At 65.2% G+C, this 25,364-nt stretch carries 26 protein-coding genes and 2 tRNA genes; 15 read left to right on the plus strand and 13 right to left on the minus strand.

The features are described 5' to 3' along the window. Positions 1 to 67: 67 nt before the first annotated feature. Complete coding sequence (locus tag CH295_RS19160; RefSeq protein ID WP_094741833.1) at positions 68 to 535, plus strand: cupin domain-containing protein; 468 nt, start codon at positions 68 to 70, stop codon at positions 533 to 535. A gap of 19 nt (positions 536 to 554) precedes the next feature. Here the strand turns inward: CH295_RS19160 and CH295_RS19165 are convergent, their stop codons facing one another. Together CH295_RS19165 and CH295_RS19170 are read right to left on the minus strand one after the other, a co-directional pair. Continuing rightward, positions 555 to 950 (minus strand): globin, encoded by a 396-nt coding sequence (locus CH295_RS19165; RefSeq protein ID WP_037193178.1) that lies wholly within the window; start codon positions 948 to 950, stop codon positions 555 to 557. A gap of 50 nt (positions 951 to 1,000) precedes the next feature. Beyond that, positions 1,001 to 1,930 carry a mechanosensitive ion channel family protein gene (locus CH295_RS19170; RefSeq protein ID WP_502694521.1) on the minus strand — a complete coding sequence of 310 codons (930 nt, stop codon included), beginning with the start codon at positions 1,928 to 1,930 and terminating at the stop codon, positions 1,001 to 1,003. A gap of 261 nt (positions 1,931 to 2,191) precedes the next feature. Here CH295_RS19170 and CH295_RS19175 point away from each other — a divergent pair, with 261 nt between their 5' ends. From CH295_RS19175 to CH295_RS19185, 3 genes are all read left to right on the plus strand, one after another. Beyond that, positions 2,192 to 2,854 carry an HNH endonuclease gene (locus CH295_RS19175; protein ID WP_170945983.1) on the plus strand — a complete coding sequence of 221 codons (663 nt, stop codon included), beginning with the start codon at positions 2,192 to 2,194 and terminating at the stop codon, positions 2,852 to 2,854. Between the two features lie 81 nt (positions 2,855 to 2,935). Then, a complete protein-coding gene (gene ctaJ / locus CH295_RS19180; RefSeq protein WP_037193173.1) occupies positions 2,936 to 3,187 on the plus strand; it encodes an aa3-type cytochrome oxidase subunit CtaJ in 252 nt (83 codons plus the stop codon). Then, positions 3,174 to 3,650: a DUF5130 family protein gene (locus tag CH295_RS19185; RefSeq protein WP_037193172.1), complete on the plus strand. Its 477-nt coding sequence runs from the start codon at positions 3,174 to 3,176 to the stop codon at positions 3,648 to 3,650. The genes ctaJ and CH295_RS19185 overlap by 14 nt, the downstream gene beginning before the upstream one ends. Positions 3,651 to 3,741: 91 nt before the next feature. On the opposite strand, the gene pepN is transcribed toward CH295_RS19185, so the two are convergent. Then, positions 3,742 to 6,315, minus strand: a complete 2,574-nt coding sequence (pepN, locus tag CH295_RS19190; RefSeq protein ID WP_094741666.1) for an aminopeptidase N — start codon at positions 6,313 to 6,315, stop codon at positions 3,742 to 3,744. Between the two features lie 158 nt (positions 6,316 to 6,473). Here pepN and CH295_RS19195 point away from each other — a divergent pair, with 158 nt between their 5' ends. Beyond that, complete coding sequence (locus CH295_RS19195; protein ID WP_037193170.1) at positions 6,474 to 7,091, plus strand: mycothiol-dependent nitroreductase Rv2466c family protein; 618 nt, start codon at positions 6,474 to 6,476, stop codon at positions 7,089 to 7,091. Between the two features lie 74 nt (positions 7,092 to 7,165). Here CH295_RS19195 and CH295_RS19200 read toward each other — a convergent pair whose 3' ends face one another. Further along, complete coding sequence (locus tag CH295_RS19200) at positions 7,166 to 7,828, minus strand: DUF429 domain-containing protein (RefSeq protein WP_094741667.1); 663 nt, start codon at positions 7,826 to 7,828, stop codon at positions 7,166 to 7,168. A 16-nt stretch (positions 7,829 to 7,844) separates the two neighbouring features. On the opposite strand from CH295_RS19200, the gene CH295_RS19205 reads away from it, so the two are divergent. Beyond that, positions 7,845 to 8,324: a ribose-5-phosphate isomerase gene (locus CH295_RS19205; protein ID WP_094741668.1), complete on the plus strand. Its 480-nt coding sequence runs from the start codon at positions 7,845 to 7,847 to the stop codon at positions 8,322 to 8,324. Beyond that, positions 8,325 to 9,119, plus strand: coding sequence for an Fpg/Nei family DNA glycosylase (locus CH295_RS19210; protein WP_037193168.1), 795 nt, complete (start codon positions 8,325 to 8,327; stop codon positions 9,117 to 9,119). It abuts the gene before it with no gap. Here CH295_RS19210 and CH295_RS19215 read toward each other — a convergent pair. Together CH295_RS19215 and CH295_RS19220 are read right to left on the minus strand one after the other, a co-directional pair. Further along, positions 9,116 to 9,880, minus strand: a complete 765-nt coding sequence (locus CH295_RS19215; RefSeq protein ID WP_094741669.1) for a hypothetical protein — start codon at positions 9,878 to 9,880, stop codon at positions 9,116 to 9,118. The two genes, CH295_RS19210 and CH295_RS19215, sit on opposite strands and share 4 nt — an antisense overlap. 109 nt (positions 9,881 to 9,989) lie before the next feature. Next, positions 9,990 to 10,063: transfer RNA gene (locus tag CH295_RS19220), tRNA-Gly, on the minus strand. A gap of 169 nt (positions 10,064 to 10,232) precedes the next feature. Here CH295_RS19220 and CH295_RS19225 point away from each other — a divergent pair. The 6 genes from CH295_RS19225 (at position 10,233) to clpX (ending at position 14,798) form a co-directional block, all read left to right on the plus strand. Then, a tRNA-Pro gene (locus tag CH295_RS19225) sits at positions 10,233 to 10,306 on the plus strand. Positions 10,307 to 10,418: 112 nt separating this feature from the next. Next, entirely contained in the window at positions 10,419 to 11,798 is a 1,380-nt protein-coding gene (gene tig / locus CH295_RS19230; protein ID WP_094741670.1) for a trigger factor, read from the plus strand. Between the two features lie 100 nt (positions 11,799 to 11,898). Further along, positions 11,899 to 12,531 carry an ATP-dependent Clp protease proteolytic subunit gene (locus CH295_RS19235; protein WP_032379221.1) on the plus strand — a complete coding sequence of 211 codons (633 nt, stop codon included), beginning with the start codon at positions 11,899 to 11,901 and terminating at the stop codon, positions 12,529 to 12,531. Positions 12,532 to 12,578: 47 nt separating this feature from the next. Beyond that, a complete protein-coding gene (locus tag CH295_RS19240) occupies positions 12,579 to 13,220 on the plus strand; it encodes an ATP-dependent Clp protease proteolytic subunit (protein WP_008715342.1) in 642 nt (213 codons plus the stop codon). Between the two features lie 64 nt (positions 13,221 to 13,284). After that, positions 13,285 to 13,431 carry a hypothetical protein gene (locus tag CH295_RS27875; protein WP_155292938.1) on the plus strand — a complete coding sequence of 49 codons (147 nt, stop codon included), beginning with the start codon at positions 13,285 to 13,287 and terminating at the stop codon, positions 13,429 to 13,431. 86 nt (positions 13,432 to 13,517) lie between these two features. After that, complete coding sequence (gene clpX / locus CH295_RS19245; protein WP_027497577.1) at positions 13,518 to 14,798, plus strand: ATP-dependent Clp protease ATP-binding subunit ClpX; 1,281 nt, start codon at positions 13,518 to 13,520, stop codon at positions 14,796 to 14,798. Between the two features lie 77 nt (positions 14,799 to 14,875). Here the strand turns inward: clpX and CH295_RS19250 are convergent, their stop codons facing one another. The 3 genes from CH295_RS19250 to CH295_RS19260 all read right to left on the minus strand — a co-directional run bounded on the left by CH295_RS19250 (position 14,876) and on the right by CH295_RS19260 (position 17,912). Next, the gene (locus tag CH295_RS19250) at positions 14,876 to 15,688 is read right to left on the minus strand and encodes an N-acyl homoserine lactonase family protein (RefSeq protein WP_252342111.1); all 813 of its coding nucleotides are present in this window, start codon (positions 15,686 to 15,688) and stop codon (positions 14,876 to 14,878) included. Between the two features lie 8 nt (positions 15,689 to 15,696). Then, positions 15,697 to 17,055, minus strand: a complete 1,359-nt coding sequence (locus CH295_RS19255) for an MFS transporter (RefSeq protein WP_094741671.1) — start codon at positions 17,053 to 17,055, stop codon at positions 15,697 to 15,699. Between the two features lie 179 nt (positions 17,056 to 17,234). Further along, positions 17,235 to 17,912, minus strand: a complete 678-nt coding sequence (locus tag CH295_RS19260) for a TetR/AcrR family transcriptional regulator (RefSeq protein WP_052047858.1) — start codon at positions 17,910 to 17,912, stop codon at positions 17,235 to 17,237. Positions 17,913 to 18,022: 110 nt separating this feature from the next. Here CH295_RS19260 and CH295_RS19265 point away from each other — a divergent pair, with 110 nt between their 5' ends. Then, a complete protein-coding gene (locus CH295_RS19265; protein WP_094741672.1) occupies positions 18,023 to 18,910 on the plus strand; it encodes a shikimate dehydrogenase in 888 nt (295 codons plus the stop codon). Further along, a complete protein-coding gene (locus tag CH295_RS19270; protein ID WP_094741673.1) occupies positions 18,907 to 20,796 on the plus strand; it encodes a sugar phosphate isomerase/epimerase and 4-hydroxyphenylpyruvate domain-containing protein in 1,890 nt (629 codons plus the stop codon). Before CH295_RS19265 ends, CH295_RS19270 begins: the two co-directional genes overlap by 4 nt. Positions 20,797 to 20,800: 4 nt before the next feature. Here the strand turns inward: CH295_RS19270 and CH295_RS19275 are convergent, their stop codons facing one another. Genes CH295_RS19275 through pcaB form a run of 4 tightly spaced genes read right to left on the minus strand, consistent with a single transcriptional unit; the run spans position 20,801 to position 25,350 of the window. Further along, complete coding sequence (locus CH295_RS19275; protein WP_094741674.1) at positions 20,801 to 22,012, minus strand: acetyl-CoA C-acetyltransferase; 1,212 nt, start codon at positions 22,010 to 22,012, stop codon at positions 20,801 to 20,803. After that, entirely contained in the window at positions 22,005 to 22,826 is an 822-nt protein-coding gene (locus tag CH295_RS19280) for an IclR family transcriptional regulator (protein WP_037193155.1), read from the minus strand. The genes CH295_RS19275 and CH295_RS19280 overlap by 8 nt, the downstream gene beginning before the upstream one ends. Then, on the minus strand, positions 22,823 to 24,004 hold the full coding sequence (gene pcaDC / locus CH295_RS19285; RefSeq protein WP_094635567.1) for a bifunctional 3-oxoadipate enol-lactonase/4-carboxymuconolactone decarboxylase PcaDC: 1,182 nt from the start codon (positions 24,002 to 24,004) through the stop codon (positions 22,823 to 22,825). Before pcaDC ends, CH295_RS19280 begins: the two co-directional genes overlap by 4 nt. After that, positions 24,001 to 25,350 (minus strand): 3-carboxy-cis,cis-muconate cycloisomerase, encoded by a 1,350-nt coding sequence (pcaB, locus tag CH295_RS19290; RefSeq protein WP_094741675.1) that lies wholly within the window; start codon positions 25,348 to 25,350, stop codon positions 24,001 to 24,003. Before pcaB ends, pcaDC begins: the two co-directional genes overlap by 4 nt. Between the last annotated feature and the right edge of the window lie 14 nt (positions 25,351 to 25,364).

Raw genomic sequence — 25,364 nt, forward strand, 5'->3', positions numbered from 1 at the left:
GTATGTTCTGCTCTGGAAACCAGTAGCGGCGGAAGCCGCGCCCGACGGTGAGGACGCGACGGAAACCATGATCACTTCGACCATCGAAGCCGTACGACTCGGCGATATCGCACTCGACGACAGCCCTATCGAGCCGGCCTGGATTCTCGACGGAAACCCGCAGGCGCGGCTCGCCGAGTGGTCGAAGAGCATCGACGGCACCACCACCACCAACGTGTGGGACTGCACGGCAGGACGCTTCCGCTGGTACTTCGCCGTCGACGAGATCGTGCACATCATGGACGGTTCGGTGACCGTTTCGAGTGACGACCACCCACCGCGCACCCTGCTCCCCGGCGATGCCGCACTGTTCCGTGCGGGCACCTGGTCGGAGTGGCACGTGGAGAACTACGTACGCAAGCACGCCATCCTGCGCCAGCACCTGCCCGCGCCCGTGAGCTTCGCTCTCAAGATGGCCGGTTCCGTTCGCGCCCGCGTGGGGAAGCTCAAGGCCGCCGTCGGCGGTAAGAGCCCGCAGCGCGTCGGATCGCTGTAGCCCACTCCGCTCCGGACCGTCAGATCGCCGAGTTCATCATCGAATTGGCGGCCATCTCCATGTAGTCGATCAACTGGGCTCGGTGTGCGGAGTCCATGACCTCGGTGCCTATCGACGCGATCGCGATGTGCATGCAACGAAGCCACGCGTCTCGCTCCATCGGTCCGATCCGAAACGGGTTGTGGCGCATCCTCAATCGAGGATGACCGCGCTCGTCGGAATACGTCCGCGGACCGCCCCAGTACTGCTCGAGAAACATCCGCATCCGCCGTTCGGCCGGTGCGAGATCCTCCTCGGGATACAACGGTCGCACTATCTCGTCCTTGGCGACTTCCTCGTAGAACTTCGCCGTGAGTGACCGGAACGTCTCGGCACCGCCTACCGCGTCGTAGAACGTCTGCTGCGGTTCGGTCATCACACTCTCTCTGTTCGATCCTGGTCGGCGTCGGTCACGTTCATTGTCCCTCAGCTGCTGCGTTCGACCGCAACCCCACCCGGACGGCCCAGTGCGTACGGTGCCTTGATGTCGGCATCGTCGAATGCCTGGAGTATCTCCTGGTGGAGTCGTCGCTGTACGGCCCATTGGCGTCCGGGGCGGGTCTTGATCGTGATACGGATGGTGACCGTGTCGGCGCTGACCGCGTTGACTCCGAGCATCTCGGGCGGCTCGAGGATGTCGCTGGCGAAGTCCTTCGACTCCACCACCGCCAGTGTGGTGCGTTCGGCGACTGCGCGGGCCTCGTCGATGTTGGCCGTGTGCGACACGGGCAGATCGAGAACGGCGACCGCGAAGCCCTGACTCATGTTGCCCACGCGCAGCACCTCGCCGTTGCGGCAGTACCAGACCGTGCCGTTGACATCCCTTATCGTCGTGACGCGAAGCCCCACGCTCTCGACCGTGCCGGTCGCTTCACCGAGGTCGACGACGTCGCCTACTCCGTACTGATCCTCGAGGAGCATGAAGATGCCCGACAGGAAGTCGCGGACCAGGTTCTGAGCACCGAAGCCCAACGCGACACCGACGATTCCGGCCGAGGCGATGAACGGAGCGACATTGACTCCCACGACATCGAGCACCGAGAGCACGAACCACGTGAGAATCATGACCGAGACGGCCGACTTGAGCACCGAGCCGATCGTGTTGGCCCGCTGTTTGCGTCGCTCGTTGAGAATCGCGCCCTTGACGGTGCTCGACGACCGGTCGCGGAGCGGACGCAGCAGCGTCGGAGCCTTCCCGACGTTGTTGCGGGTGAATCGGTCGATCAGTTTGTGCAGGACGAGGCGCAGCACGATGGCGAGGGCCAGATAGCCCAGAGCCTGCAGCGGACGATCGACCAACCAGTCGCGTCCGGTCTCCGTCAGCTCGAAAGCTCGGGTGTCGAGATCTCGCAACAGCGACGGTTCGGGAAGGGACGATGCGGACAGGAAGGTTGATACGGACACCCGAAAAGTCTACGGAGACGCAGAAATCTTGCCAGTCACGCAGCGCATGGAGCCGTCGATCGTCGATCGTGAACGCGAGGACGCGAAATGTTCACCGATCGGCAACAGAAAATGCCGAGAAAAAGGCTGTGCGTGGACGGTGCATTCGTGTTCCACTGTGACTCGTGTTCCACGCAAGCCATGCGCGGGCGCCAACTGTCTCTGGAGTAACGCATGAAGAACTCGCAACACCGCCATCGACAACTCCCGCCCACTGAGGGCCGCACCACGCACGACCAGCGTGAGACGGCCTCGGGGGCTTCTCCGCTGCGTGTGGTGCCGACGGCCCACAGTGCCACGGGCGACGACGCCGTACCGGCGTGGGTCAAGCGCCGTGTGCTGCTCCTCAATGCCACCTTCGAACCACTGACCGCGCTTCCCATGCGCCGGGCGGTGGTTCTTCTCGTTTGCGGGAAAGCCGACGTGGTGCACGACGATCCGGGAGGACCATTCATTCGCTCCGCCGACTTCTCGGTCCAGGTGCCGTCGGTGATCAGGTTGCGGACGTTCGTCCGTGTTCCGTACCGAGCGCGAGTGCCCATGACGCGCGCAGCGCTGATGCACCGCGACCGGTTTCGGTGCGCGTACTGCGGAAGCAAGGCCGAGACCGTCGACCACGTGGTGCCGCGCAGCCGTGGCGGTGGCCACTCGTGGGAGAACTGCGTCGCCTGCTGCGCCTCGTGCAACCATCGCAAGGCGGACAAGCTGCTCAGTGAGATCGGTTGGACGTTGCGCGCCCAATTGGTGCCGCCGAAGGGTCCGCACTGGCGACTGCTGGCGACGACGAAAGAGCTGGACCCCAGTTGGCTCGCGTATCTCGGTGAGGGCGCTGCCTGACGCGGGCGCGTCTGCACAATTGGGTCACAACACCGGCCCCGACGTGGTCCGACGCGCAATTGTCGACTAACGTCACACCCTGTGAGCATTTTTGAGACCACGCTGATATTCGGGGTGATTCCGGTTGCGGTGATCGGACTCATCGGCGCGTTGTCCTTCTTGACCGACAAGCAGCCCGGTATGGACGTTCCCCCCTACCGACTGACGGACGAGTGGACGCGCGAGCCATTGCTGTGGAGTGCTACGGACGAGGTGACTCCCTTCGGAGGCCACGGTTCGCACGACGCCGACACAGCCGATTCGATCGGAGGTTCTGCAAGTGGCAAGTGGTGAACTCGTCCGCAGTGACGTCAGAGAAGAAGACCTGCCCTTCGGTGCTGCGCTCACCGCGAGCGGCCGCGTCTCGGCTGCTCACGAGTTCGGGACGACCAATCCCGAGCACCTGCCGTTCGCGACGCAGGATCTGGTTGCGCTCGACGACGCACTGACGCAGGCGATCCGGCAGACCAAGATCCGGTTCAACGTCTACATCGGTGATCTCGGCGTCGATCCTGCCGCGGGTGCAGATTCGGTGTTTCCGGGCACACCCGATGCCATCCGCTCGGTCCTGATCGCCGTCGACCCCAATCGGCATGCCCTCGAGATCCGCACCGGCAAGCGAGTGTCCAACCGAGCCACCGACCGGGTTGCACAGTTGGGTGTCACCGCCGCGCTCGGCCCGTTCCGCGACGGCAACCTCATCGACGGTCTGGTCGCATCCGTTCGGGTGATGGCCGCGTCCATCCTCAGCCCGTAGGGCTTCGGCTCCGGACCGCGCACCTACGATGAGGGCCGGTTGCTTCACCTCCTGGTAAAGCAACCGGCCCTCGTCGTAGGTGCCGTCGAGATCAGCTCGCGTCGAACTCCCGCGCAGCGAGAGCGCGGACGACGCCTGCCCTGCCCTCGATCACCAACCGTCGAAGTGCGGGCGGCAGATCGCCGTCCAGGAACCCGTCCGCGGCGGCCAGCGACTGCTCACTGATCGACCAGGACGGGTACAGCCCGATCACCACGGTCTGCGCGACCTCGCTCGATCGACGAGACCAGACACCTTCGATGGCGTCGAAGTAGCGGGCGACATACGGTTCGAGCAGCTCGCCCTGACCTGGGCCTGCGAAGCCGCCGATGATCGAGCGCGCGGTGATGTTGGGAACGGCGTCGTCGTCGACCACTGTCGTCCAGGCCTGCTCCTTGACCTCTGCGCTGGGCCGAGCGGCTCGTGCCGCCGCTGCCGACCGAGCTCCGGCGGCAGTGTTGTCTCTGCCCGCCTCGGCGTCGATCACCGGTGAGTCCGAGCCGTCGGCGTCGATCGCACCGGCACCGGCCAGCGCCGTGACGATGCGCCAGCGCAGATCGGTATCCACATCGAGACCGGCCAGAGACTGCCCCTCGACATCACCGTCGAGCAGAGCCTTCAACACGTCTGTGTGACGGTCACCGAGTTCGGTGCCGGTGAGAGCATTGACGAAGGCCAGCTGGTGATCCGAGCCTGCTTCGGCACCGCGCGCCAACTCGAGCAGCGCATCGGCGAACTCGGGCGTACCGTGCTCGGTTGCCCATGCCGGATCGGCGTAGCTGGAGATGGCGGTCTGGGCTTGCAGCAGAAGGCGTTGCACCACACCCACTTCCGTCTCACCGCCGATTCCGCGCTGGACGAGGGCCACGAAGTCTCGTGCCTTCATCTCCGCGGACCGGGTCATCTCCCAGGCGGCCGACCACGCAAGGGTGCGGGGGAGTGGCTCGGCGATGTCGCCGATTCGAGAGAGGAGGACGTCGAGCGAATCCGGGTCGAGTCGGACCGCACAGTACGTCAGGTCGTCGTCGTTGACCAGGACGAGCTTGCCGCGCGAAACGCCCACCAGCGCGTCGACATTCGTCGACTCGGCAGCGTCGAGGTCGAGTTCGACGCGGTCCGTGCGCACCAGTTTGCCGTCGACGTCGTCGTAGATGCCGACCGCGATGCGGTGCACGCGATGCTCGCCTGCACCCGGGGCAGCTCCGGTCTGCAGCACGGAGAAGCGGGTGAACTTGCCGTCGGCGTCGACGTCGAAATCCGGGCTCAGCGTGTTCAGGCCGGTGGTGCGCAGCCACTGCGCGCCCCAATCGGAGAGATCGCGTCCCGACGACTTCTCCAGAGCGGCAAGCAGATCCGAGAACGTGGCGTTGGCGAAGGCATGATCGACGAAGTACGCGCGCAACCCGGCGAGGAAGTCCTCCTTACCGACGTAGGCCACCAGTTGCTTGAGCACACTCGCGCCCTTGGCGTAGGTGATGCCGTCGAAGTTGACCTCCACCGCCGCGAGATCGGGAATGTCGGCGGCGATGGGGTGCGTCGACGGCAACTGGTCCTGTCGGTAGGCCCAGGCCTTCTCGACGTTGGCGAAGGTGGTCCACGCGTTGGTGTATTCGGTTGCCTCGGATTGGCACAGCACCGACGCGAACGTCGCGAACGACTCGTTGAGCCACAGGTCGTCCCACCACGTCATGGTCACCAGGTCGCCGAACCACATGTGTGCCATCTCGTGCAGCACGGTCTCGGCGCGACGCTCGTAGGAGTAGCGCGTCACCTTGGAGCGGAAGACGTAGTCCTCCAGGAACGTGACGGCACCCGCGTTCTCCATGGCACCGGCATTGAACTCGGGAACGAAGAGCTGGTCGTACTTGCCGAAGGCGTAGGGAGTGCCGAAGTTCTCGTGGTAGAAACCGAAGCCCTGCTTGGTCTCGGTGAACAGGCGTTCCGCGTCCATGTGCTCGGCAAGTGATGCGCGGCAATAGATTCCGAGGGGAATGGTGCCGTGGTCGTCGGTGAACGAGTCGGTCCACTCCGCGTACGGTCCGGCGATCAGCGCGACGAGGTACGTGCTCATCAACGGGGTCGTGTCGAACACGTGCTCGCCCGCTGCAGGCTCGGCGCCGTGCGCGACATTGGAGATGACGGTCCAGCTCTCGGGTGCGGTGACCTTCAGGTCGAAGGTGGCCTTGAGATCGGGCTGATCGAAGCAGGCGAACATGCGCTTGGCGTCGGCGGTCTCGAACTGCGAGTACAGGTACACCGAACCGTCGGACGGGTCGACGAATCGGTGCAGGCCCTCGCCGGTGTGCGAGTAGATGCAGTCCGCGTCGATCACGAGCTCGTTGTGTTCGGCGAGATTCTCGAGAGCGATGCCCGTCGACTCGTCGTAGTTCGCAATATCGAGATCGGTGCCGTTGAGCGTCGCGGAGCGGATCGTGCTCGCGATGACGTCGACGAAAGTCGACGCCCCGGCGGTGGCCGCGAACGTGATGGTGGTGAGCGAGCGGAAGGTCTTCTCGCCCGGATTGCCCTCGCCGTCGGTGAGATCGAGAACGATCGCGTACTTCGTTTCCCCGATGATCGCCGAACGCTCGGAGGCTTGGTCACGCGTCAGGTTGGGAGCAACCACTTCAGTCGACACCTCTTCGTGTAGTTATGGATAGTGCCTTCCATCCCATCACGTCACGCGTACCCCGCGCTGGCCGACGGGCCGTGCGGAATGTCTGCGCGGTGGGCGGTTGTTACGCAATGAAGAGACGTTGACCTCGACTTCCAAGGAGTAGGACAGTGGCCGGTTCAGGACAGAAAGACACCGCGGATTTTTGGTTCGACCCACTGTGCCCGTGGTGCTGGATCACCTCGCGGTGGATTCTCGAGGTGCAGCAGGTGCGAGACATCGACGTGAACTTCCACGTCATGAGCCTGGCAGTGCTCAACGAGGGCCGCGATCTGCCCGAGGAGTACGCCGCAATGATGAAGAAGGCCTGGGGGCCGGTCCGCGTGGCGATCGCCGCAGCCAAGCTGAAAGGTGACGAGATCCTCGACCCGCTGTACGCGGCCATGGGAACGCGAATCCACAACGAGGGCAACAAGGATTTCGACGTCGTGATCGCGGAGTCGTTGGCCGAACTGGACCTGCCCGGTGACCTCGCGAAGGCCGCCGAGAGCACCGACTACGACGAGGACCTGCGGACCAGTCATCACGCAGGCATGGACAAGGTCGGACCCGACGTGGGCACCCCGACCATCCACGTCAACGGCGTGGCCTTCTTCGGCCCTGTGCTCTCCCGAATCCCGCGGGGCGAAGAGGCAGGCAAACTCTGGGACGCATCGGTGATCTTCGCGTCGTACCCGCACTTCTTCGAGCTCAAGCGCAGCCGCAACGAGGATCCGCAGTTCGACTGATCGTGCTACCCCTCGTGCGTCGAATGTTGTGGTAGGAGTGCAAGTTTGGCGCACGAGGGCGCGGGTTGATACAGCTAGGCGACGATCCGATCCGACGGGTCGGCGGTGCCGAACACTCGGTGCTCGCCGATGTGGAAGCGTCGCGCCGACCACGCCGCCGCGGCTGCGTCGAGGAAGTCGTCGACGGCGGGTCCGAGCGGTAGATCGTCCAGGCCGACGTGTTCGCTCCACCGCATCAGGGTGGCGAGCCGTTGTCCGACTCCGCGGCCGGTCTTCTTCGACGAGAAGACCGTCGTCGGTGACATGACCCGGAACGAGCATTCGGGATGTACTTCGACGTACTTGTGCGGGTCGAAGTTTGCATCCCGCCACGCCTTCACGGACGGCAGGATGTGCCACGTCTGCTTACTGATGGCTTTGCCGGTGATCGCCCGCGAGATCGAACACGCCTGGTCGTACGACGCGGCGTCGAGTACGTCGACGACGGGTGTGTGGAATATCGAGCTGCGTGCCGGGCCCAGGAACGTCTTGGCCTCCAGCTCGCTGACGCGATAGCCGCGCTCGGGCAACGACAGTGACATGTCCACGCCCACCCGTGCGCAGTCCCGTGTCTCCTCGAGCACCTCCGTCACCGACGCGCACTCGGTCCACGTAACGGTCGTCCCGGTGACGAACGCGACCACCCACGCGCCTTTCGCGCCGTCCACACCGGCGAATTTCTCGGCTTCGGAGTTCACCTGTCAGACTCTAGGCATGCGCGTATACCTGGGTGCCGACCACGCCGGCCTCGAGTTCAAGAATCAGATCATCGAACACCTGACGGCGACCGGGCACGAGCCCGTCGACTGCGGTGCCTTCGACTACGACCCCGTCGACGACTACCCGGCATTCTGCATCGACGCAGCACGCCGCGTCATCGCCGACCCGGGCAGCCGCGGCCTTGTGCTCGGCGGTTCCGGAAACGGCGAACAGATCGCCGCCAACAAGGTGCCGGGCGCACGCTGCGCGCTGGCGTGGAGCGTCGAGACCGCCAAGCTGGCCCGCGAGCACAACGACGCCCAGCTCATCGGTATCGGTGGCCGCATGCACACCCTCCCCGAAGCACTCGCCATCGTCGACGCCTTCCTCGGGACTCCGTTCTCGGGCGAGGAGCGCCACCAGCGCCGCATCGACATCCTGTCCGAGTACGAGCGCAGCGGCGAGGCACCCGTCGTGCCGGGAAAGCCCGAGTAGGTGCCCGAGGGGCACACCCTGCACCGACTGGCTCGGTTGCATCAACGACGGTTCGGCGGGGCACCGGTCCAGGCAAGCAGCCCACAGGGGCGCTTCACTTCCGGTGCCGCGCTGATCGACGGTCTCGTACTGGAGAAGGCCGAGGCCTGGGGCAAGCACCTGCTGCACCGATACGAGTCCGATCTGATCGTGCACATCCATCTCGGCCTGTACGGAAAGTTCACCGAACAGGCTGTGCCGCTGAACGATCCGGTGGGTGCCGTGCGGCTGCGCATGGTGGGGGAGACGTACGGTGCCGATCTGCGCGGACCCACGGCCTGTGAGATCTACACAGAGGAGCAGGTCGACGCCCTGGTGGCGCGCCTGGGGCCGGACCCGCTGCGCAAGGACGCCGACCCGGATGGGGCATGGGCGCGAATCTCCAAGTCGCGCACAGCAATCGGCACTTTGCTGATGGATCAGAAAGTGTTGGCCGGTGTCGGAAACGTCTACCGCGCCGAGATTCTGTTCCGCCACGAGATCAACCCGATGCGACCGGGCAAAGACCTCGACCGATCCGAGTGGGACGCGATCTGGTTCGACCTCGTCGAGCTGATGAAGATCGGTGTTCGACGCGGTCGCATCATCACCATTCGGCCCGAGGACGATCACGGCGACACCTACGGTGCACGACGGCCACGCTCGTACGTCTACCGCAGGCAGGGATATCCCTGCCGGGTGTGCGGAGCAGACATCCTGCACTCGGTGATGCAGGCGCGAAACCTGTTCTGGTGCCCCGTGTGTCAGGCGACCTAGAACCCGAAGTCCATTCCGCCGATATCGTCCCCGCCGCTGTAGTCGCCGCCGCTGTAGTCGTCACCGCCGGAACCGTCACCGTTGTAGTCGTCGCTTGCGGATCCATCGCCGGAGCCGTCCGCTCCCACATCTCCGCCGGCTGCGGTTTCGTCGGGCACTCCGGCCATGCCGGAGAACATGGCCGAGAACAGGAACATCGAGCCCATTCCCCATGCGCCGGCGACCAGGGCCGGCCGCCACCACGGCTCGGAGTACCAGCCTGCGGGCACCGGTCGGCCCGCGACTCGGCCACCCGGGTAGTAGTTCGGGGTGCGATCGGACGGATCCGGTGACGCCGCGATCTCACGGCCCTCGAAGTCGACCTTGCGATCCTCGGTGACTCGACCCGCCTGCTGTTGGCCGTCGATGCCCTGCACCTCCGGGCCCGGGTCCATTCCCATCGCCAGGCGCGCGGCGCGGATGTAGTAGAGCCCCTCGAGCGCTGTCTGCTTGGCCAGTCGAGCCTGTTCGGGGGTAGTGGCCTGGTCGATCTGCGAACCGGCGGCGATGTTGCGCTCGGACGCGTCGGCCAGGGCCTGCTTGGACGGTGTGTCGGTGCCGATCAGGTTGTAGACCTGGCCGCCGAGGCGTTCGATCGATTGGCGGGCATCGGCCTTGGCGTCGGCCAGCGCGGTTTCGGCCGCTGCGGCCGAGTTCTTCTTGCTTCGCAGCACCAGTAGGGCCACTGCGGCGACGACGAGAATGATCAGGACTATTTCCACTGCGGGCCTTCCGCCGACGGTGCATGCCCGGTTCGTACGGACAATTCGGACACCGTCCAGGGTACGCGGACACGAAAAAGCCCCGCACTGACAGTGCGGGGCTTCTCGATGGAGCCGATGACGAGAATCGAACTCGCGTAGCCTGTTTGGAAGACAGGGGCTCTACCATTGAGCTACATCGGCGTGCAAACAACAGTCGTGGGATCGCCAGTTCCGTCGCCTGCGTTTCAAGACTGTACCCAACGCCGCTGCCGGATTCCAAACCGGCATGCCGCGCAGGTTCGGCCGAACGCCTTCGGTGGGGCGCCGATGAGGGGCTACTATCGGTTGCTGTTCAATGGTGTGGGTACGACGGGGTGTGGCGCAGCTTGGTAGCGCATCCGCTTTGGGAGCGGAGGGTCGCAGGTTCAATTCCTGTCACCCCGACAAATGAGGGCCGCAGGCACGGTTCGCCGTGTTCGCGGCGAGCGAGGTAAGACCGCAAGCCAGCACCGTAAGCACCACCAGCAAGCAAGAATTACCAGAAGGAGCATGTTCCGTGAAGAGCACCGTCGAGCAGCTGAGCCCGACGCGAGTCCGTATCAACGTTGAGGTGCCCTTCGAGGAGCTCAAGCCTGATTTCGACCGCGCGTACAAGGCTTTGGCTCAGCAGATCCGCCTCCCCGGCTTCCGTCCCGGCAAGGCTCCGGCCAAGTTGCTCGAAGCGCGCGTCGGCCGTGGAGCAGTTCTCGAGCAGGTCGTCAACGACGCTCTTCCCTCCCGTTACTCCGAGGCCGTGACCAACGAGAAGGTCAAGGTCATCGGCCAGCCCGAGATCGAGATCACCAAGATCGAGGACGGCACCGAGCTCACGTTCACCGCCGAGGTCGATGTGCGTCCCGAGATCGATCTGCCCGACTACTCGACCATCAGCGTCGTCGTCGATCCGCTCGAGATCAAGGACGAGGCCGTCGACGAGCAGCTGCAGTCGCTGCGCCAGCGCTTCGGCACCTTGACCGGTGTCGATCGCCCGGTCCAGTCCGGTGACTTCGTCTCGATCGACCTCTCGGCCACTGTCGACGGCGAGAACGTGGAAGAGGCAACCGCGAGCGGACTGTCCCACGAGGTCGGCTCCGGCCAGCTCATCGAGGGACTCGACGACGCGATCATCGGCGTCTCGGCCGACGAGTCGAAGGAGTTCACCTCCACCCTGCTCGCCGGCGAGTACGCGGGCAAGGAAGCTGTCGTCACTGTCAAGGTCGTGTCCGTCAAGGAGCGCGAGCTGCCCGAGGCCGACGACGAGTTCGCTCAGCTCGCCAGCGAGTTCGACACGTTCGACGAGTTGCTCGCCGACCTGAAGACGCGCGTCGAGCGAGTCGCGAAGGTCGAGCAGGCCGGTCAGATCCGCGACAAGGTGCTCGAGACGCTGCTCGAGACCCTCGACATCCCGGCTCCCGAGGCCGTCGTCAAGGCAGAGGTCGATTCTCAGGTGCACGAGGCCATCCACGGCCTCGACCACAACGAGGAAGCACTCGCCGAGCTGCTCGAATCGCAGGGTTCGAGCCGCGAGGAATTCGACAAGGACGTCAAGGAAGGTGCCGAGAAGTCGGTGCGTACCCAGCTCCTTCTCGATGCGATCGCCGAGGCCGAGAACACGCAGGTCGGGCAGGAAGAGCTCACCGAGCGGATCATCTTCCAGGCGCAGCGCTACGGCATGCCGCCCGAGCAGTTCATTCAGCAGGTGCAGCAGGCCAACCAGCTCGGTGCCGTCTTCGCAGACGTCAAGCGCGGTAAGGCCCTCGCATCGGTCGTCGAGCGGGTGACCGTGACCGACACCAACGGTGCGAGCGTCGATACGGCCGAGCTGTTCGGCAGCCCCGCCGATGCCCCCGACGAGGTCGAAGCAGCAGATTCTTCCGAGGGCGAACAAGAGAAGTAACGCTCACAGCGAACGACGGCGGTTCCGGGACTCCGGAGCCGCCGTCTTTCGTTAGTGTCTGTGTCAGGAACCAACGATTTGTTATGAAAAGGCAGGTACCGTGACTGTTCAGAATCCGGCGGCTTCGCACGAGCAGAGTCCCGTCATGACCTCGGCCGCAGCAGGCCTGAATCTCAGCGACTCCGTGTACGAGCGTCTGCTTCAAAACCGCATCATTTTCCTCGGTACCCAGGTCGACGATGACATCGCCAACAAGTTGTGCGCGCAGATCCTGCTGCTCTCCGCCGAGGATGCCACCCGCGACATCTCGCTGTACATCAACTCGCCCGGTGGCTCGGTCACCGCGGGTATGGCCATCTTCGACACGATGGAATTCGCCGAGTGCGACATCGCGACCTACGGAATGGGTCTGGCTGCCTCGATGGGTCAGTTCCTGCTCTCGGCCGGAGCCAAGGGCAAGCGCTACGCGCTGCCGCACGCGCGCATCATGATGCACCAGCCCTCGGCCGGAATCGGCGGCAGCGCTTCCGACATCGCCATCATGGCCGAGCAGTTCGCGCACACCAAGCGTGAGATGGCCGAGCTCATCGCTCAGCACACCGGCCAGACCGTCGAGCAGATCACCGAGGACTCCGATCGCGACCGGTGGTTCACCGCGCAAGCAGCCAAGGAATACGGGTTCGTGGACCACGTCGTCAGCCGCGCGCAGCAGGCCGGCGGAATCGGCGAGTAATTCGGCCGCTCCCGGCGACCCTCGATCACTTACATCTTGGAGAAACGATGACAAACCTGTTCGACCCCAATCAGCTGCCGTCCTCCCGATACATCCTGCCGTCCTTCGTCGAGCACTCCAGCTACGGCGTGAAGGAATCGAACCCGTACAACAAGCTGTTCGAGGAGCGCATCATCTTCCTCGGCGTCCAGGTCGACGACGCGTCCGCCAACGACGTCATGGCACAGCTGCTGGTGCTCGAGGGACTCGATCCCGACCGTGACATCACCATGTACATCAACTCGCCCGGTGGCTCGTTCACCTCGCTGATGGCGATCTACGACACGATGCAGTACGTTCGCGCCGATGTTGCGACCGTCTGCCTCGGCCAGGCCGCGTCTGCCGCCGCTGTCCTGCTCGCCGCCGGTACTCCCGGTAAGCGTGCGGCACTGCCCAACGCACGCGTGCTGATTCACCAGCCCTCGAGCGGTGGCATTCAGGGCCAGGTGTCCGACCTGGAGATCCAGGCCGCCGAGATCGAGCGCATGCGTCGACTCATGGAGACCACTCTCGGCCGCCACACCGGCAAGGATCCCGACGTCATCCGCAAGGACACCGATCGCGACAAGATCCTCACCGCGGAGCAGGCCAAGGACTACGGGATCATCGACACCGTGTTCGAGTACCGCAAGCTCTCCGCCCAGAAGTAGCAGAGCGAGTACCACCGGTCGGACCGGATCGGTCCGGCAGAAGATTCCGACGCCGGGTGTGAGTGTGAAACTCCGCCCGGCGGTCGCGATCGACGACCCGAATGCTGCATTCGGCGAAATCGGGTGGCGAATCACCGGAAACAACCCGCCCATGTTCGGCGAACACGGGTACCGTCGCATCCAAGAACTCGGTCGACCGAAGTCGGCATGACGACAGACCGAGAAGTAGCCCACGAAGGTTTCGGCCACACCCGGTCGGCGTGGGTCGTACGCGGACAAGGAAGTAGGAACCTCCGAATGGCACGCATCGGTGACGGTGGCGATCTGCTGAAGTGCTCCTTCTGCGGCAAGAGCCAGAAGCAGGTCAAGAAGCTCATCGCTGGACCAGGGGTGTACATCTGCGACGAGTGCATCGACCTCTGCAACGAGATCATCGAAGAGGAATTGGCCGAATCGAGCGAAGTCAAGCTCGACGACCTCCCCAAGCCCTCCGAGATCAAGGACTTTCTCGAGAACTACGTGATCGGTCAGGACGCTGCCAAGCGCACGTTGGCCGTTGCGGTCTACAACCACTACAAGCGCATCCAGGCCGGTGACAAGGCGCGCGACGTGCGAGGCGAATCCGTCGAACTGGCGAAGTCGAACATCTTGATGCTCGGACCGACGGGGTGTGGAAAGACGTACCTCGCGCAGACCCTGGCCAAGATGCTCAACGTGCCCTTCGCCATCGCCGACGCCACCGCCCTCACCGAGGCCGGCTACGTGGGCGAGGATGTCGAGAACATCCTGCTCAAGCTGATCCAGGCCGCGGACTACGACGTCAAGCGCGCCGAGACCGGCATCATCTACATCGACGAGGTCGACAAGATCGCGCGCAAGAGCGAGAACCCGTCGATCACGCGCGACGTGTCCGGCGAAGGCGTGCAGCAGGCGCTGCTCAAGATCCTGGAAGGAACCCAGGCCAGCGTGCCGCCGCAGGGCGGTCGCAAGCATCCGCATCAGGAGTTCATCCAGATCGACACCACCAATGTGCTCTTCATCGTCGCCGGTGCATTCGCCGGACTCGAGAAGATCGTGTCCGATCGGGTCGGTAAGCGCGGGCTCGGCTTCGGAGCCGAAGTTCGCTCCAAGGCCGAGATCGACACGCAGGATCACTTCGCCGAGGTGATGCCCGAGGATCTGATCAAGTTCGGTCTGATTCCCGAGTTCATCGGTCGACTGCCGATGATCGCGTCGGTGACGAACCTGGACAAGGAATCGCTCGTGACGATTCTGTCCGAGCCGAAGAACGCGCTGGTCAAGCAGTACCGCCGCTTGTTCGACATGGACGGCGTCGAGCTCGAGTTCACCAGCGAGGCCCTCGAGGCAATCGCCGACCAGGCGATTCTGCGCGGAACCGGTGCTCGTGGATTGCGCGCCATCATGGAAGAAGTTCTGCTTCCGGTGATGTACGACATCCCGAGCCGCGACGACGTCGAGAAGGTCGTCGTGACTGCCGAGACCGTCAACGACAACGTGCTGCCGACCATCGTGCCGCGCAAGCCCGAGCGTCCGGAGCGCCGCGACAAGTCCGCCTGACACGCGCCGATCCATCAGCTGAACGACGAATCCCCGACCTCATCGCGAGGTCGGGGATTCGTCGTTTCTCGCTGTGTTCAGCCGATGATCACCGCGTGCGCGCCCGGTGCGTCGGGCACGGCGGGAAATCGGCGTCGAACCAGTGGGTCGTGGCCTGGTACGACGATGCCGGTGCCCGCGGCGAGCTCCCGGATTCGGTCGAAGGCCCCGTACATGTCCGGCAGAGCATGCAGGATCGCGAACGGGCTGTCGTCCTCGATGTTCTCGTAGAAATGACTGGCGTCGGAGGCCAACACCACCGGGCCGCGCTCGGTGTTCACCCTGACCACCTGCATGCCTGCGGTGTGTCCCCCGACCGCGTGGACGGACAGCCCGGGAAACAGGTCCAGATCGCCGTCGACGAGGTCGAGCCGAGCGCCTCGATCGGCGGATTCGATGTGTTCGGTGTCGGCTCCCGAGTGCAACCACTGTTCTCGGGTGATGCGGGTGGCCCACGGCCCGGTCCAGTATTCGAGCTCTTTGCGCTGCACCACGTATCGCGCGGTCGGAAGTTCCGCGACGACCCCGGTGTGGTCGTAGTGCAGGTGGGTCAGAATGCAGGTGCCGATGTCGTTCGGTGTGAGGCCGAGTTCGCCGAGCAGGTCGATCGGTGACCCGTGATAGTCGAGCCCGTCCATCGATTCTGCTGTGGCGGGGGATATTCCGGCGTCGATCAGCACCGTGCGGGTGTCCGACAGGGCGAGCCACACGTAGTAGGCCACCGCCTGGTTTTCGGTGCTGCGCTCGTCACGTTGATGAAAGAGATTGCTGCGCAATGCTGTTCGGCCGGCATACTGCAGGGCGAGCACCGTCCAGGTGCCCGCCGCTGCAGGTCGAAGTGCGTCGATCACGATCTCGGTCAGATCGACGCGACGCGTGCGCTGTCGGTGGTGCGGGTCGGGACACCGAGCTCGTCGGTGGGGGTACGGAAGGTCTCCCTCGAAGTCGCGACGATGATGACGTTGATGGTGCAGAAGACCGCGGTGACGATCGCGACGGGTAGCCACGCACCGACCTCGGCTCCGGCGATCGCCCCTGCGATGGTCGGCGCGAATCCTGCGATGGCGAAACCGATCTGGGTTCCCAGCGCTGTTCCGGTCAGGCGAACCCGGGCCGGGAACATCTCACCGTAGAACGAGGGCCAGACGCCGCCGGTGGCGCTGTGCACGAATCCGAACATCACGATGCCGAAGACGAAGATGAGGACGTAGTTGCCGCTCGAGATGGACCACAGGTAGCCGAACATCAGGATCGCGCAACCGATGGAGCCGAACAGGAACACCGGCTTGCGTCCGATGCGATCCGACAGGGCGCCGAAGAAGGGCAACGCGAAGAGTGCGACGACGTTGGCGAGAACGCCGACCCACAGCATGGGAGTGCGTTCGAGGCCGACGGTGTTCACGGCGTAGGACAGGGCGTAGACGGTGAAGATGGTGCTGACGGAGGCGATCATGGCGGCCAGCATGACGCGGACCACGGCCGGTCGATGCTCGCTGAGCAGCTCGGTCACGGGCAGGCGCTGCGGTTCGTTGGAGGCCACTTCTTCCTCGAAGACCGGGGTCTCGTCGAGCGAGCGGCGGATCACGAAGGCGGCGACGACGACGAAGGCGCTGAGGAAGAACGGGATTCGCCAACCCCAGCTGAGCAGCGCTTCCTCGGGGAGCATGGCGACGGGCAGGAACACCGCGGTGGCGAGAATCTGTCCGCCCTGGGTGCCGCTGAGGGTGAAGCTGGTGAAGAACGCGCGCCTGTTGTCCGGGGCGTGTTCGAGCGTCATCGAGTTCGCTCCGGCCTGCTCACCGCCGGCAGAGAATCCCTGGCACAACCGAAGCAGCACCAGGATGATGGGCGCGGCGATGCCGATGGATTCGTAGGAGGGCAGGACGCCGACGCCCAGGGTGGCGATACCCATCAGCAGGACGGTGGCGACCATGACCTTCTTGCGTCCGTAGCGATCACCGATGTGGCCGAGGACCAAGGCGCCGAGCGGACGTGCGAGGTAGCCGACGCCGAAGGTGGCCAGGGCCAGCAGGGTTCCGGTCGCCGGGTTGGAGCCCGGGAAGAACACACGGCCGAAGACGAGTGCGGCTGCGGTGCCGTAGATGAAGAAGTCGTAGTACTCGAGGGCGCTTCCGACCCACGCGGCGGTCGCCGCTTTACGCGGGTTCGCCCCGGGGCGAAGCGGCGTCGGGTGGGTGCCAGGGTTGTGCGAATCCATCGTTCTCGTGTCTCTCTTCGTGAGGCGGGGGAGCTTAGGCGCTGGTCGACGACGCGTTCTACGGCGATCGGACCGCTAATGTACTAAACGGTTAACACCGGGTGCCTCTGAATAGTGAACGTGATCCATGCCACGTGTCAACCCCTGAAGTGACGAGACCTACCGAGACGGCGTGAATATCAGCGAGAAGGCGAGGTCAGGAACGCGATGATCATGTCCCCGAGCATCGAGCGCAGACGCTCGCGATGCTGGGGATCGGTGAGGTCGCGGCCGAAGAGGGCCTCGAAGGTGTACCGGTTCGACAGCCGGAACACGCAGAAGCTGCTGATCGTCATGTGCACGTCGAGGGCATCGACATCCGTTCGGAACACCCCGTCGGCCTGTCCTCGGGTCAGGATCCTCGACAGCAGTTCCGCAGCGGGATTGCCGAGGTTGCTCAATGCCTCGGACGTGGAGATGTGTTCGCCGCGCAGGATGTTCTCGGTGGAGACCAGGCGGATGAAGTCGGGATTCTCCTCGTGGTGGTCGAACGTCAGTGATGCGATGGCGCGAATGGCTTCGATCGGTCCGAGGCCCTCGACGTCGACGTCTCGCTCCCGCTCACGAATGCGCAGGTAGGACCGCTCGAGAACGGCCTTGTACAGGCCTTCCTTGTCGGTGAAGTAGTAGTACAACATCCGCTTGGTCGTGTGCGTGCGCTGGGCGATCTCGTCGATGCGCGCCCCTGCAAATCCTTTGTCCGCGAACTCCTCGGTGGCCACCTCGAGGATGTTGTGCCGGGTCAGGTCGCTGTTGCGTCGACGTTTGACGGTGGGTCCGCTGGTGTCGTCGGACGTGTCGGTTGCGCGCGGAGCCATGGATCAACTCTATCGGCGCCGATTGTGGCGAAAGGGTTGGGCGCGAGGCGGACGCGTAGTACCGTCGAGCTAATTCACCAATTCGTACATTAAGGCTCGAGGAGATCGACATGCCGGAATCCCTGCTCTGCGGACTGATCGGGACGGGTATCGGCAAGTCGCTCACGCCCGCGATGCACGAACGGGAGGGCGCCGAGCACGGGCTGACCTATCAGTACCGGATCATCGATCTGGACAGCCGAGGACTGACCGTCATGGACCTGCCCCGTCTCGTCTCGACCGCCGCAGACCTCGGATTTCGAGGACTCAACATCACGCACCCGTGCAAACAACGCGTCATCTCCACTCTCGATGCGCTCTCCGAGGACGCAGCCCGACTCGGAGCCGTCAACACCGTGGTGTTCGCGGACGGCCGAGCCGTCGGCCACAACACCGACTGGTCCGGATTCGATCGCAACTTCGGCCGCGGCCTACCCGGTGCCGACATCGGTGACGTGGTGCAACTCGGTGCCGGGGGAGCGGGGGCGGCCGTCGCCTACGCGATGGCCCGCCGCGGCGCAGGCAGGCTCACTCTCGTGGACGCCGATCCGCTTCGGGCGCAACAACTCCGTGAATCCCTGTCGGTGATGTTCCCGGACGTCGAGATCCTCTCGGCGGGCCTCGACCGGCTCGCCGCCGTTCTCGACACGGCAACCGGGCTGGTGCACGCCACTCCGATCGGAATGGTGGAACATCCCGGATCTGCTGTGCCCGAGGCACTCCTGCATCCGAACATGTGGGTTGCCGAGGTCGTCTATCGACCCGCCGAGACCGAGTTGCTCGCTGCTGCATCCCGAGCGGGGTGCCGAACGCTCAGTGGAACCGGAATGGCGGTGTTCCAGGCCGCCGACGCCTTCGAGATATTCACCGGACGCACCGCCGACGCCGATCGCATGATCGCCCACATGAGTTCGCTGATCGCACTGGAGGATCGTGCGACCGCAGGTGCTCTCGCATGACGCACATCGCCACATCGGTGGCCACGGTGTCGCTCAGTGGTTCGCTGGACGAGAAGATGCGCGCCATCGCAGACGCCGGGTTCGACGGCTTCGAGGTGTTCGAGCCGGACTTGATCAGCTCACCTGACCTTCCCGAGGACATTGCGAAGAAGGCAGCCGACCTCGGTTTGACCCTCGATCTCTATCAGCCCTTTCGCGACGCCGACTCGGCCGACCCGGACCAGTTCGCCCGCAACCTCGTTCGCGCCGAACACAAATTCGACGTGATGGAACAGCTGGGGTGCGATCTGCTGTTGGTCTGCTCCTCTCCGCTGGCCGGTGCCGTCCGTGACGACGCCCTGCTGGTCGAACAGATGGCAACCCTCGCCGAGCGTGCGCATCGGCGCGGAATGCGACTCGCGTACGAGGCGTTGGCGTGGGGTGCCCACGTCAACACCTACCGCCACGCCTGGGACATCGTCCGGCAGGTCGATCATCCCGCGCTGGGAACGTGCCTGGACAGCTTCCACATCCTCTCCCGCGGTGACGATTCCGCAGGCATTCGCGAGATCCCCGGTGAGAAGATCTTCTTCCTCCAGTTGGCCGATGCCCCGCACCTGGTGATGGATGTACTGCAGTGGAGCAGGCATCACCGATGCTTCCCCGGTCAGGGCAGTTTCGATCTGGCGCGCTTCGGTGCCGATGTCGCGGCCTCCGGGTACTCCGGCCCGTGGTCGCTCGAAATCTTCAACGACGTCTTCCGACATTCCGACACCGGCCGCACGGCATCCGACGCGCATCGGTCGCTGCTGTACCTCCAGGAGCAGGTGCGCAGCGTCGAGACACCCTCTGCCGGCAACGATCTGTTCGCACCGCCACCGCCGGGCCCGATCGAGAACGTCGTCTCCCTGCGGATCGCGGCAGGGCCGGCGAAGGCAGCACAGCTGGGCACCACATTGCGGCACCTGGGCTTCGATCTGACCGCAGCACACAGCGAACACGGACTGAGCCTGTTCACCCAGGGTCCGCTGGCCGTCGCCGTCGACACCACGGTGGACACGCTGTGGACCGCACCGGGCGTCCCGGCTCACCTACCGGCGTTGGCGCAGATCGGGATTCGCAGCGAACGACCGGATCTGTGGCTGACTCGGGCACGCGCACTGGGAGTCACCGCGTCCACCGTCTCGATGCCCGGTGTGGCAGACGCGACCGATGCAGTGGTGCGCCTGGCCGTGACCGGTGCGACGTCGCTGGACCTACGCACCCGCGACAGCGCGGGTGCCTGGCAATCGGCATTCGATCTGGTGCCGAGGGTCGTGGAGGAGAACCGGGCGTGCGTCTCCCACGTGGATCACATCGCCCTCGCCGTGCCCGCCGAGAGCTGGGACGGCGTGATGCTGCTGCTGCGCTCGGTGTTCGGCATGGTGCCACACGAGGGCCAGGACGTCGTCGACGCGATCGGCCTGGTACGTAGCCGAGCACTCACACTCGCCACCGCCAACGGCACGATCAGGCTCTCGCTCAACATGGTTCCCGGCCGCCCGTCCGACTCGGACCCTCTGCCCGCGGCCCGGCGCGGAGGCGTCGGACATGTGGCGTTCGGGTGCGAGGACATCTACGCCGCCGCGCGAGCCACGACCGAACGCGGCCTCACCCCGCTCCGGATTTCGCCCAACTACTATCGCGACCTCGACGCGCGATTCGGACTCGGCTCCGAGACGCTGGAGGCGATGCAGCGTCTCGGGATCCTGTACGACGCGGACGCGACCGGCGGTGAGTTCTTCCACTTCTTCACCGAAACCGTGGGCGACGACCTGTTCTTCGAGGTGGTCCAGCGAGTGGGTGGCTACGAGGGCTACGGGGAGACCAATTCGGCTGTGCGACTGGCGGCGCAACTGCAGTCCTGATCGATCAGCCGATTCGCTCGAACACTGCAGCAAGTCCCTGGCCGCCGCCGATGCACATCGTCTCGAGTCCGTAGCGGACCTCTCGTCGGTCCATTTCGCGCAACAGCGTTGCCAGGATGCGGGCACCGGTGGCACCGACGGGATGGCCGAGCGAGATGCCGGAACCGTGTGGGTTCAGCCGCGGATCGTCGGACTCGATGCCCCACGACCGGGTGACGGCGAGAGCCTGAGCGGCGAACGCTTCGTTGAGTTCGATGACGCCCATGTCGTCGAGACTCAGTCCGAGCCGCCCGAGCGCCTTCTCGCTCGCCGGTACCGGTCCGATGCCCATCGTCCGTGGGGCAACACCGGCCACGCCCCAGCCGGCCAATCGCGCCAGAGGCCGAAGGCCCAGCGCGGCAGCTCTTTCCGGGGTGGTGACGATCGCGATCGCGGCGCCGTCGTTCTGTCCGCTGGCGTTTCCTGCGGTGACGGTGGACTCCGGGTCCACCGACGCGCGGATCGCCCCTAGCTTCGCCAGTGACTCCACGGTGGTGTCTGCCCGCGGATGCTCGTCGGTGGTGACGAGCATCGGATCCGATTTGCGTTGGGGGACCGACACTCCCACGATCTCCTCCGCGAACACACCGCTGTTCTGTGCGGCCACTGCACGTCGGTGGGACTGGACTGCGAGTGCGTCCTGATCGGCGCGGCTGATGGAAAATTCCGCGCGCAGGTTCTCTGCGGTCTCGATCATGCCGCCGGGTACCGGAAAGTTCTTGCCGCCCGCGGTCACTCGCGCTCGGGCGAGTCGGTCGGACAGGGCCACTGCCTCGGCCTTGACGCCCCACCGCATGCCGGTGGCGTAGAACTCGGTCTGACTCATACTCTCGACACCGCCGGCCAGAACCAGATCGTTGCCCCCGGATTGCACTTGCATGCACGCTTGCAGTACCGCTTGCAGCCCGGAGCCGCAGCGGCGGTCGACCTGCATCCCGGGGACGTCGATACCCAGATCGGCATCGAGTGCGGCGATGCGTCCGATCGCCGGTGCATCACCGTTGGGGGACGCCTGACCCAGGATGACGTCGTCGATGTCGGCACCGGAGATGCCTGTTCGGGCAACGAGTTCGGAGATGACGGTGCTGGCCAGGGCCTGGGCGGAGATGTCTCGGAACTGACCGCCGAAGCGGCCGACCGGTGTTCGAAGGGGTTCGCAGATCACGGCGTCAGGCATGGGTGTTTCCTCGCTTGTCGTTGGGCCCGGTGCTCACCCGGAGCAGGTCGATCTCGATTGCGCGGGTGGCGTCGAGCAGAGCCGGGAGTAGTTCGGTGCGGACGGCATCGGCGGAATGACGCGCAGCTTGCGTCGAGACGTTCGCTGCGGCGACAACCACGCCGTTGTTGTCGTGGATGGGTGCGGCGATCGACCGCAGTCCTTCTTCGAGTTCCTGATCCACCAGACAGAAGCCCTCGCTCCGCACTCGTGCGAGTTCGCGTCCGAGCGCATCGGCAGTGGTGATCGTCTTGCCGGTGAGAGGTGTCAAGCGCACCCGATCGAGGTAGGCCGCGAGTTCCTCGGCAGGCAGTCCGGCCAGCAGCACACGACCCATCGATGTCGCGAACGCGGGGAACCGGGTGCCGATGTTGATGCCGACGGTCATGATGCGGCTGACCGGAACACGGGCGACGTACACCACGTCGTCGCCGTCGAGAATCGAGACTGAGGACGACTCGCGAACCCGTTCGGCGAGAGCCTCGAGGTGCGGCCCCGAGACTTCCGGGAGCGACAGGCTGGACAGATAGCTGTAGCCGAGCTCGAGCACTCGTGGGGTGAGCCAGAACATCGAGCCGTCGGTACGGACGTAGCCGAGTTCGACGAGTGTGAGCAGGAAACGCCGGGCCGTGGCCCGGGTGAGGTCGGTTGCTCGGGCGACATCGGAGAGAGTTCGACGCGGATGCTCGGCGTCGAAGGCTCGGATCACCGCAAGACCACGACCGAGGGACTGGACGTAGTCCGAGGACGGCGGCGGCGATTCCGCGGGGTTCACGAGGTACCCGGTTCGGTCTCGGCCGAGGTCTCGGCGATGGCCGCGTTCGCGAGACCGAATGCGCTGTTGCTGTTCGGAACTCCCGCGTACACCGCGGTGTGCAGGAACACCTCCGCGAGGGTGTCCGGCGCGGTGCCTGCTCGTAGGGCCGCCCGGATGTGCATGTCGAGTTCGTGTTGATTGCCCACGGCCGTCAGGATGGCCAGGGTCAGCAGTCTGCGGGTGTGGTGATCGAGTCCCGGGCGATTCCAGATGTCACCCCATGCGGTGCGGGTGATGAAATCCTGGAACGGTGCGGTGAAATCGGTTCGTGCGGCGATGCTGCGGTCGACGTGCGCATCGCCGAGGATGCTGCGCCGCACCGCCATACCGGCATCGTGGGCCGCCGCGCGTCCGACGGCATACGCATCCGATCCGATGTGTGCGGCAACGGCCGCGGTGACCGGTCCGGCTTGTTCGACGTTGGCCAGATGCGCGGCCGGGTCGAGTACCCGGAACGTCGATCCGGCGACGCCGTCGGCGATGATCTTCAGGTCCGCGGGGGTGGTCGAGGGATCCTGCAGTCCCGCGATCACCAGGGTCGGAGCGGTGATTCGGCTCAGATCCGAACGAGAATCCCAGTCCGACAACGCCTCACAACATGCTGCGTAGCCCTCGTCCGAGGTATCGACGATCATCCGGCGATGCCGGTCGACGAGATCGGTGTCGCGATCGGCCAGTTCGGGGGTGAACCAGCGCGCGAGTACGGCGTCGGCAACCGACGCCGTTCCCGCCGCTCGGACAGCGGCGGCTCGTTCGAGCCATTGCGCCGGCTCGCCGAACTTCGCCGAGGTGCACAGCAATGTCAGTGTCCGCACTCGCTCCGGGCGATGGATGGCGATCCACTGCGAGACCGCACCGCCGAGGGACAGTCCGACGATGTGCACACGGGCCAGATCGAGTGAATCCAGCAGTGCCACCACGTCTTCGGCGAGTTCGCTCACCGAATAGGGGCCGGGTGGGACCGGAGACCGTCCGTGCCCGCGAAGGTCGACGGAGAGAACGTGAACGGAGGCGGAGAGCGTTCCGATCTGCGGGTTCCACATCGATCGATCCGAGCCGAGCGATCCGATCAGCACGACGGTCTCCGCGTCGGGGCCTGGCCCCTCGGTGCGTTCGTGTGCAAGTGCGACGGTCATCGTGAATCCTTCGATTCTGTGGTGTGTTCGGTGTCGAGGGCATGCTCCGCGAGGATCGCGTCGACCAGTTCGGGTGCGTGGCCGAGATACGCGGCCGGGTCGAGTAGTTCGCGCACCGTCGACGGTGGAAGAAATGCCGTGATGGCAGGGTCGCTGTCCAGCGGGGCTCCCGCCGCGCATCGTGCGGTGACTATGTCCCGGGCCTGCTCGGTGTGCGTTGCCAGTGCCGCGGTGACACGTTCGGCGAGCAGAGCGCCGCCCGTTGCGTCCAGATTTCGGGTCATCTCTTCGGGATGTACGTGTAACCCGCTCAGGCTCTGCGAGAGTCGATGAGCGGCACCACCGGTGAGGCGCAGCAGATCGGTGATGGTCTCCCATTCGGCATGCCACGCTCCCGCGGCGCGCTGGTGTTCGTGGTCCATGTTCGACAGCACCGTCGCCACTGCACCCGGGACCCGCCGGGCCGCGGCGCGAGCCGTGACGGCGGCAACCGGATTGCGTTTGTGCGGCATTGCCGACGATCCACCCGGCGCGTCCTCTGAGACCTCGCCCAGCTCGGTGGCGGACATCGCCACGATGTCCGCGGCGATCTTGCCGATCGTTCCTGCCGCGATGCCCAAGGAGCACGCGATGTCGGCTATTGCGGTGCGGTCGGTGTGCCAGGGCGCGGTCTGTCGAGCCAAGCCCAGTTCGACGGCAAGCGCCGCGGCAATGGCCGGTCCGTGTGGATGCACGGCCGCGAGAGTGCCTGCAGCTCCGCCGTACTGGATGGTGCACGCGCGTCGAACGGCAGCAACCCTGGTCCGCGCGCGGCACAGCCCCGAGAACCAGTTCGCAGCCACCAGGCCGAAGGTGGTGGGCAATGCCTGCTGGCCGAGAGTGCGGGCCGCCATCGGGGTGGTCCGGTGGGCCAGGGCGAGACCTCGCGCAGCGGCACTCGCAGCGTCGAGCGAGGCCTCGATGACACCGAGTGCATCGCGGGAGACGAGCATCAGTGCGGTGTCCATGACGTCCTGGCTGGTGGCCCCCGGATGTACTGCGGTGGCAGGAACCCCGGCCTCGGCCACCTCGTTCCGAAGGATCTTCACCAGCGGGATCACCGGATTGCCCCCGGCCGCCGCATCCACTCCGAGCCTCGCGATGTCCAGTTGCGCCCCGAGTTCGGCCGCAGCAGTGGTGATGACCTCGGCGTGACCGGCGTCGACGAGACCGACCGAGACTGCGGACCGGGAGAGCGCCGCCTCGACGGCGAACATCGCTGTCACCCAGGCCCGGTCGCCCACGAACGGCGCAACCTCGTCGCTACCGAACGTCGGATCGAACAGTGCCCCTCGTTCGGATTTCATCGTCCCCTTTCGCC

This window comes from Rhodococcus sp. 14-2483-1-2 (assembly GCF_002259405.1).
Classification (GTDB): domain Bacteria; phylum Actinomycetota; class Actinomycetes; order Mycobacteriales; family Mycobacteriaceae; genus Rhodococcoides.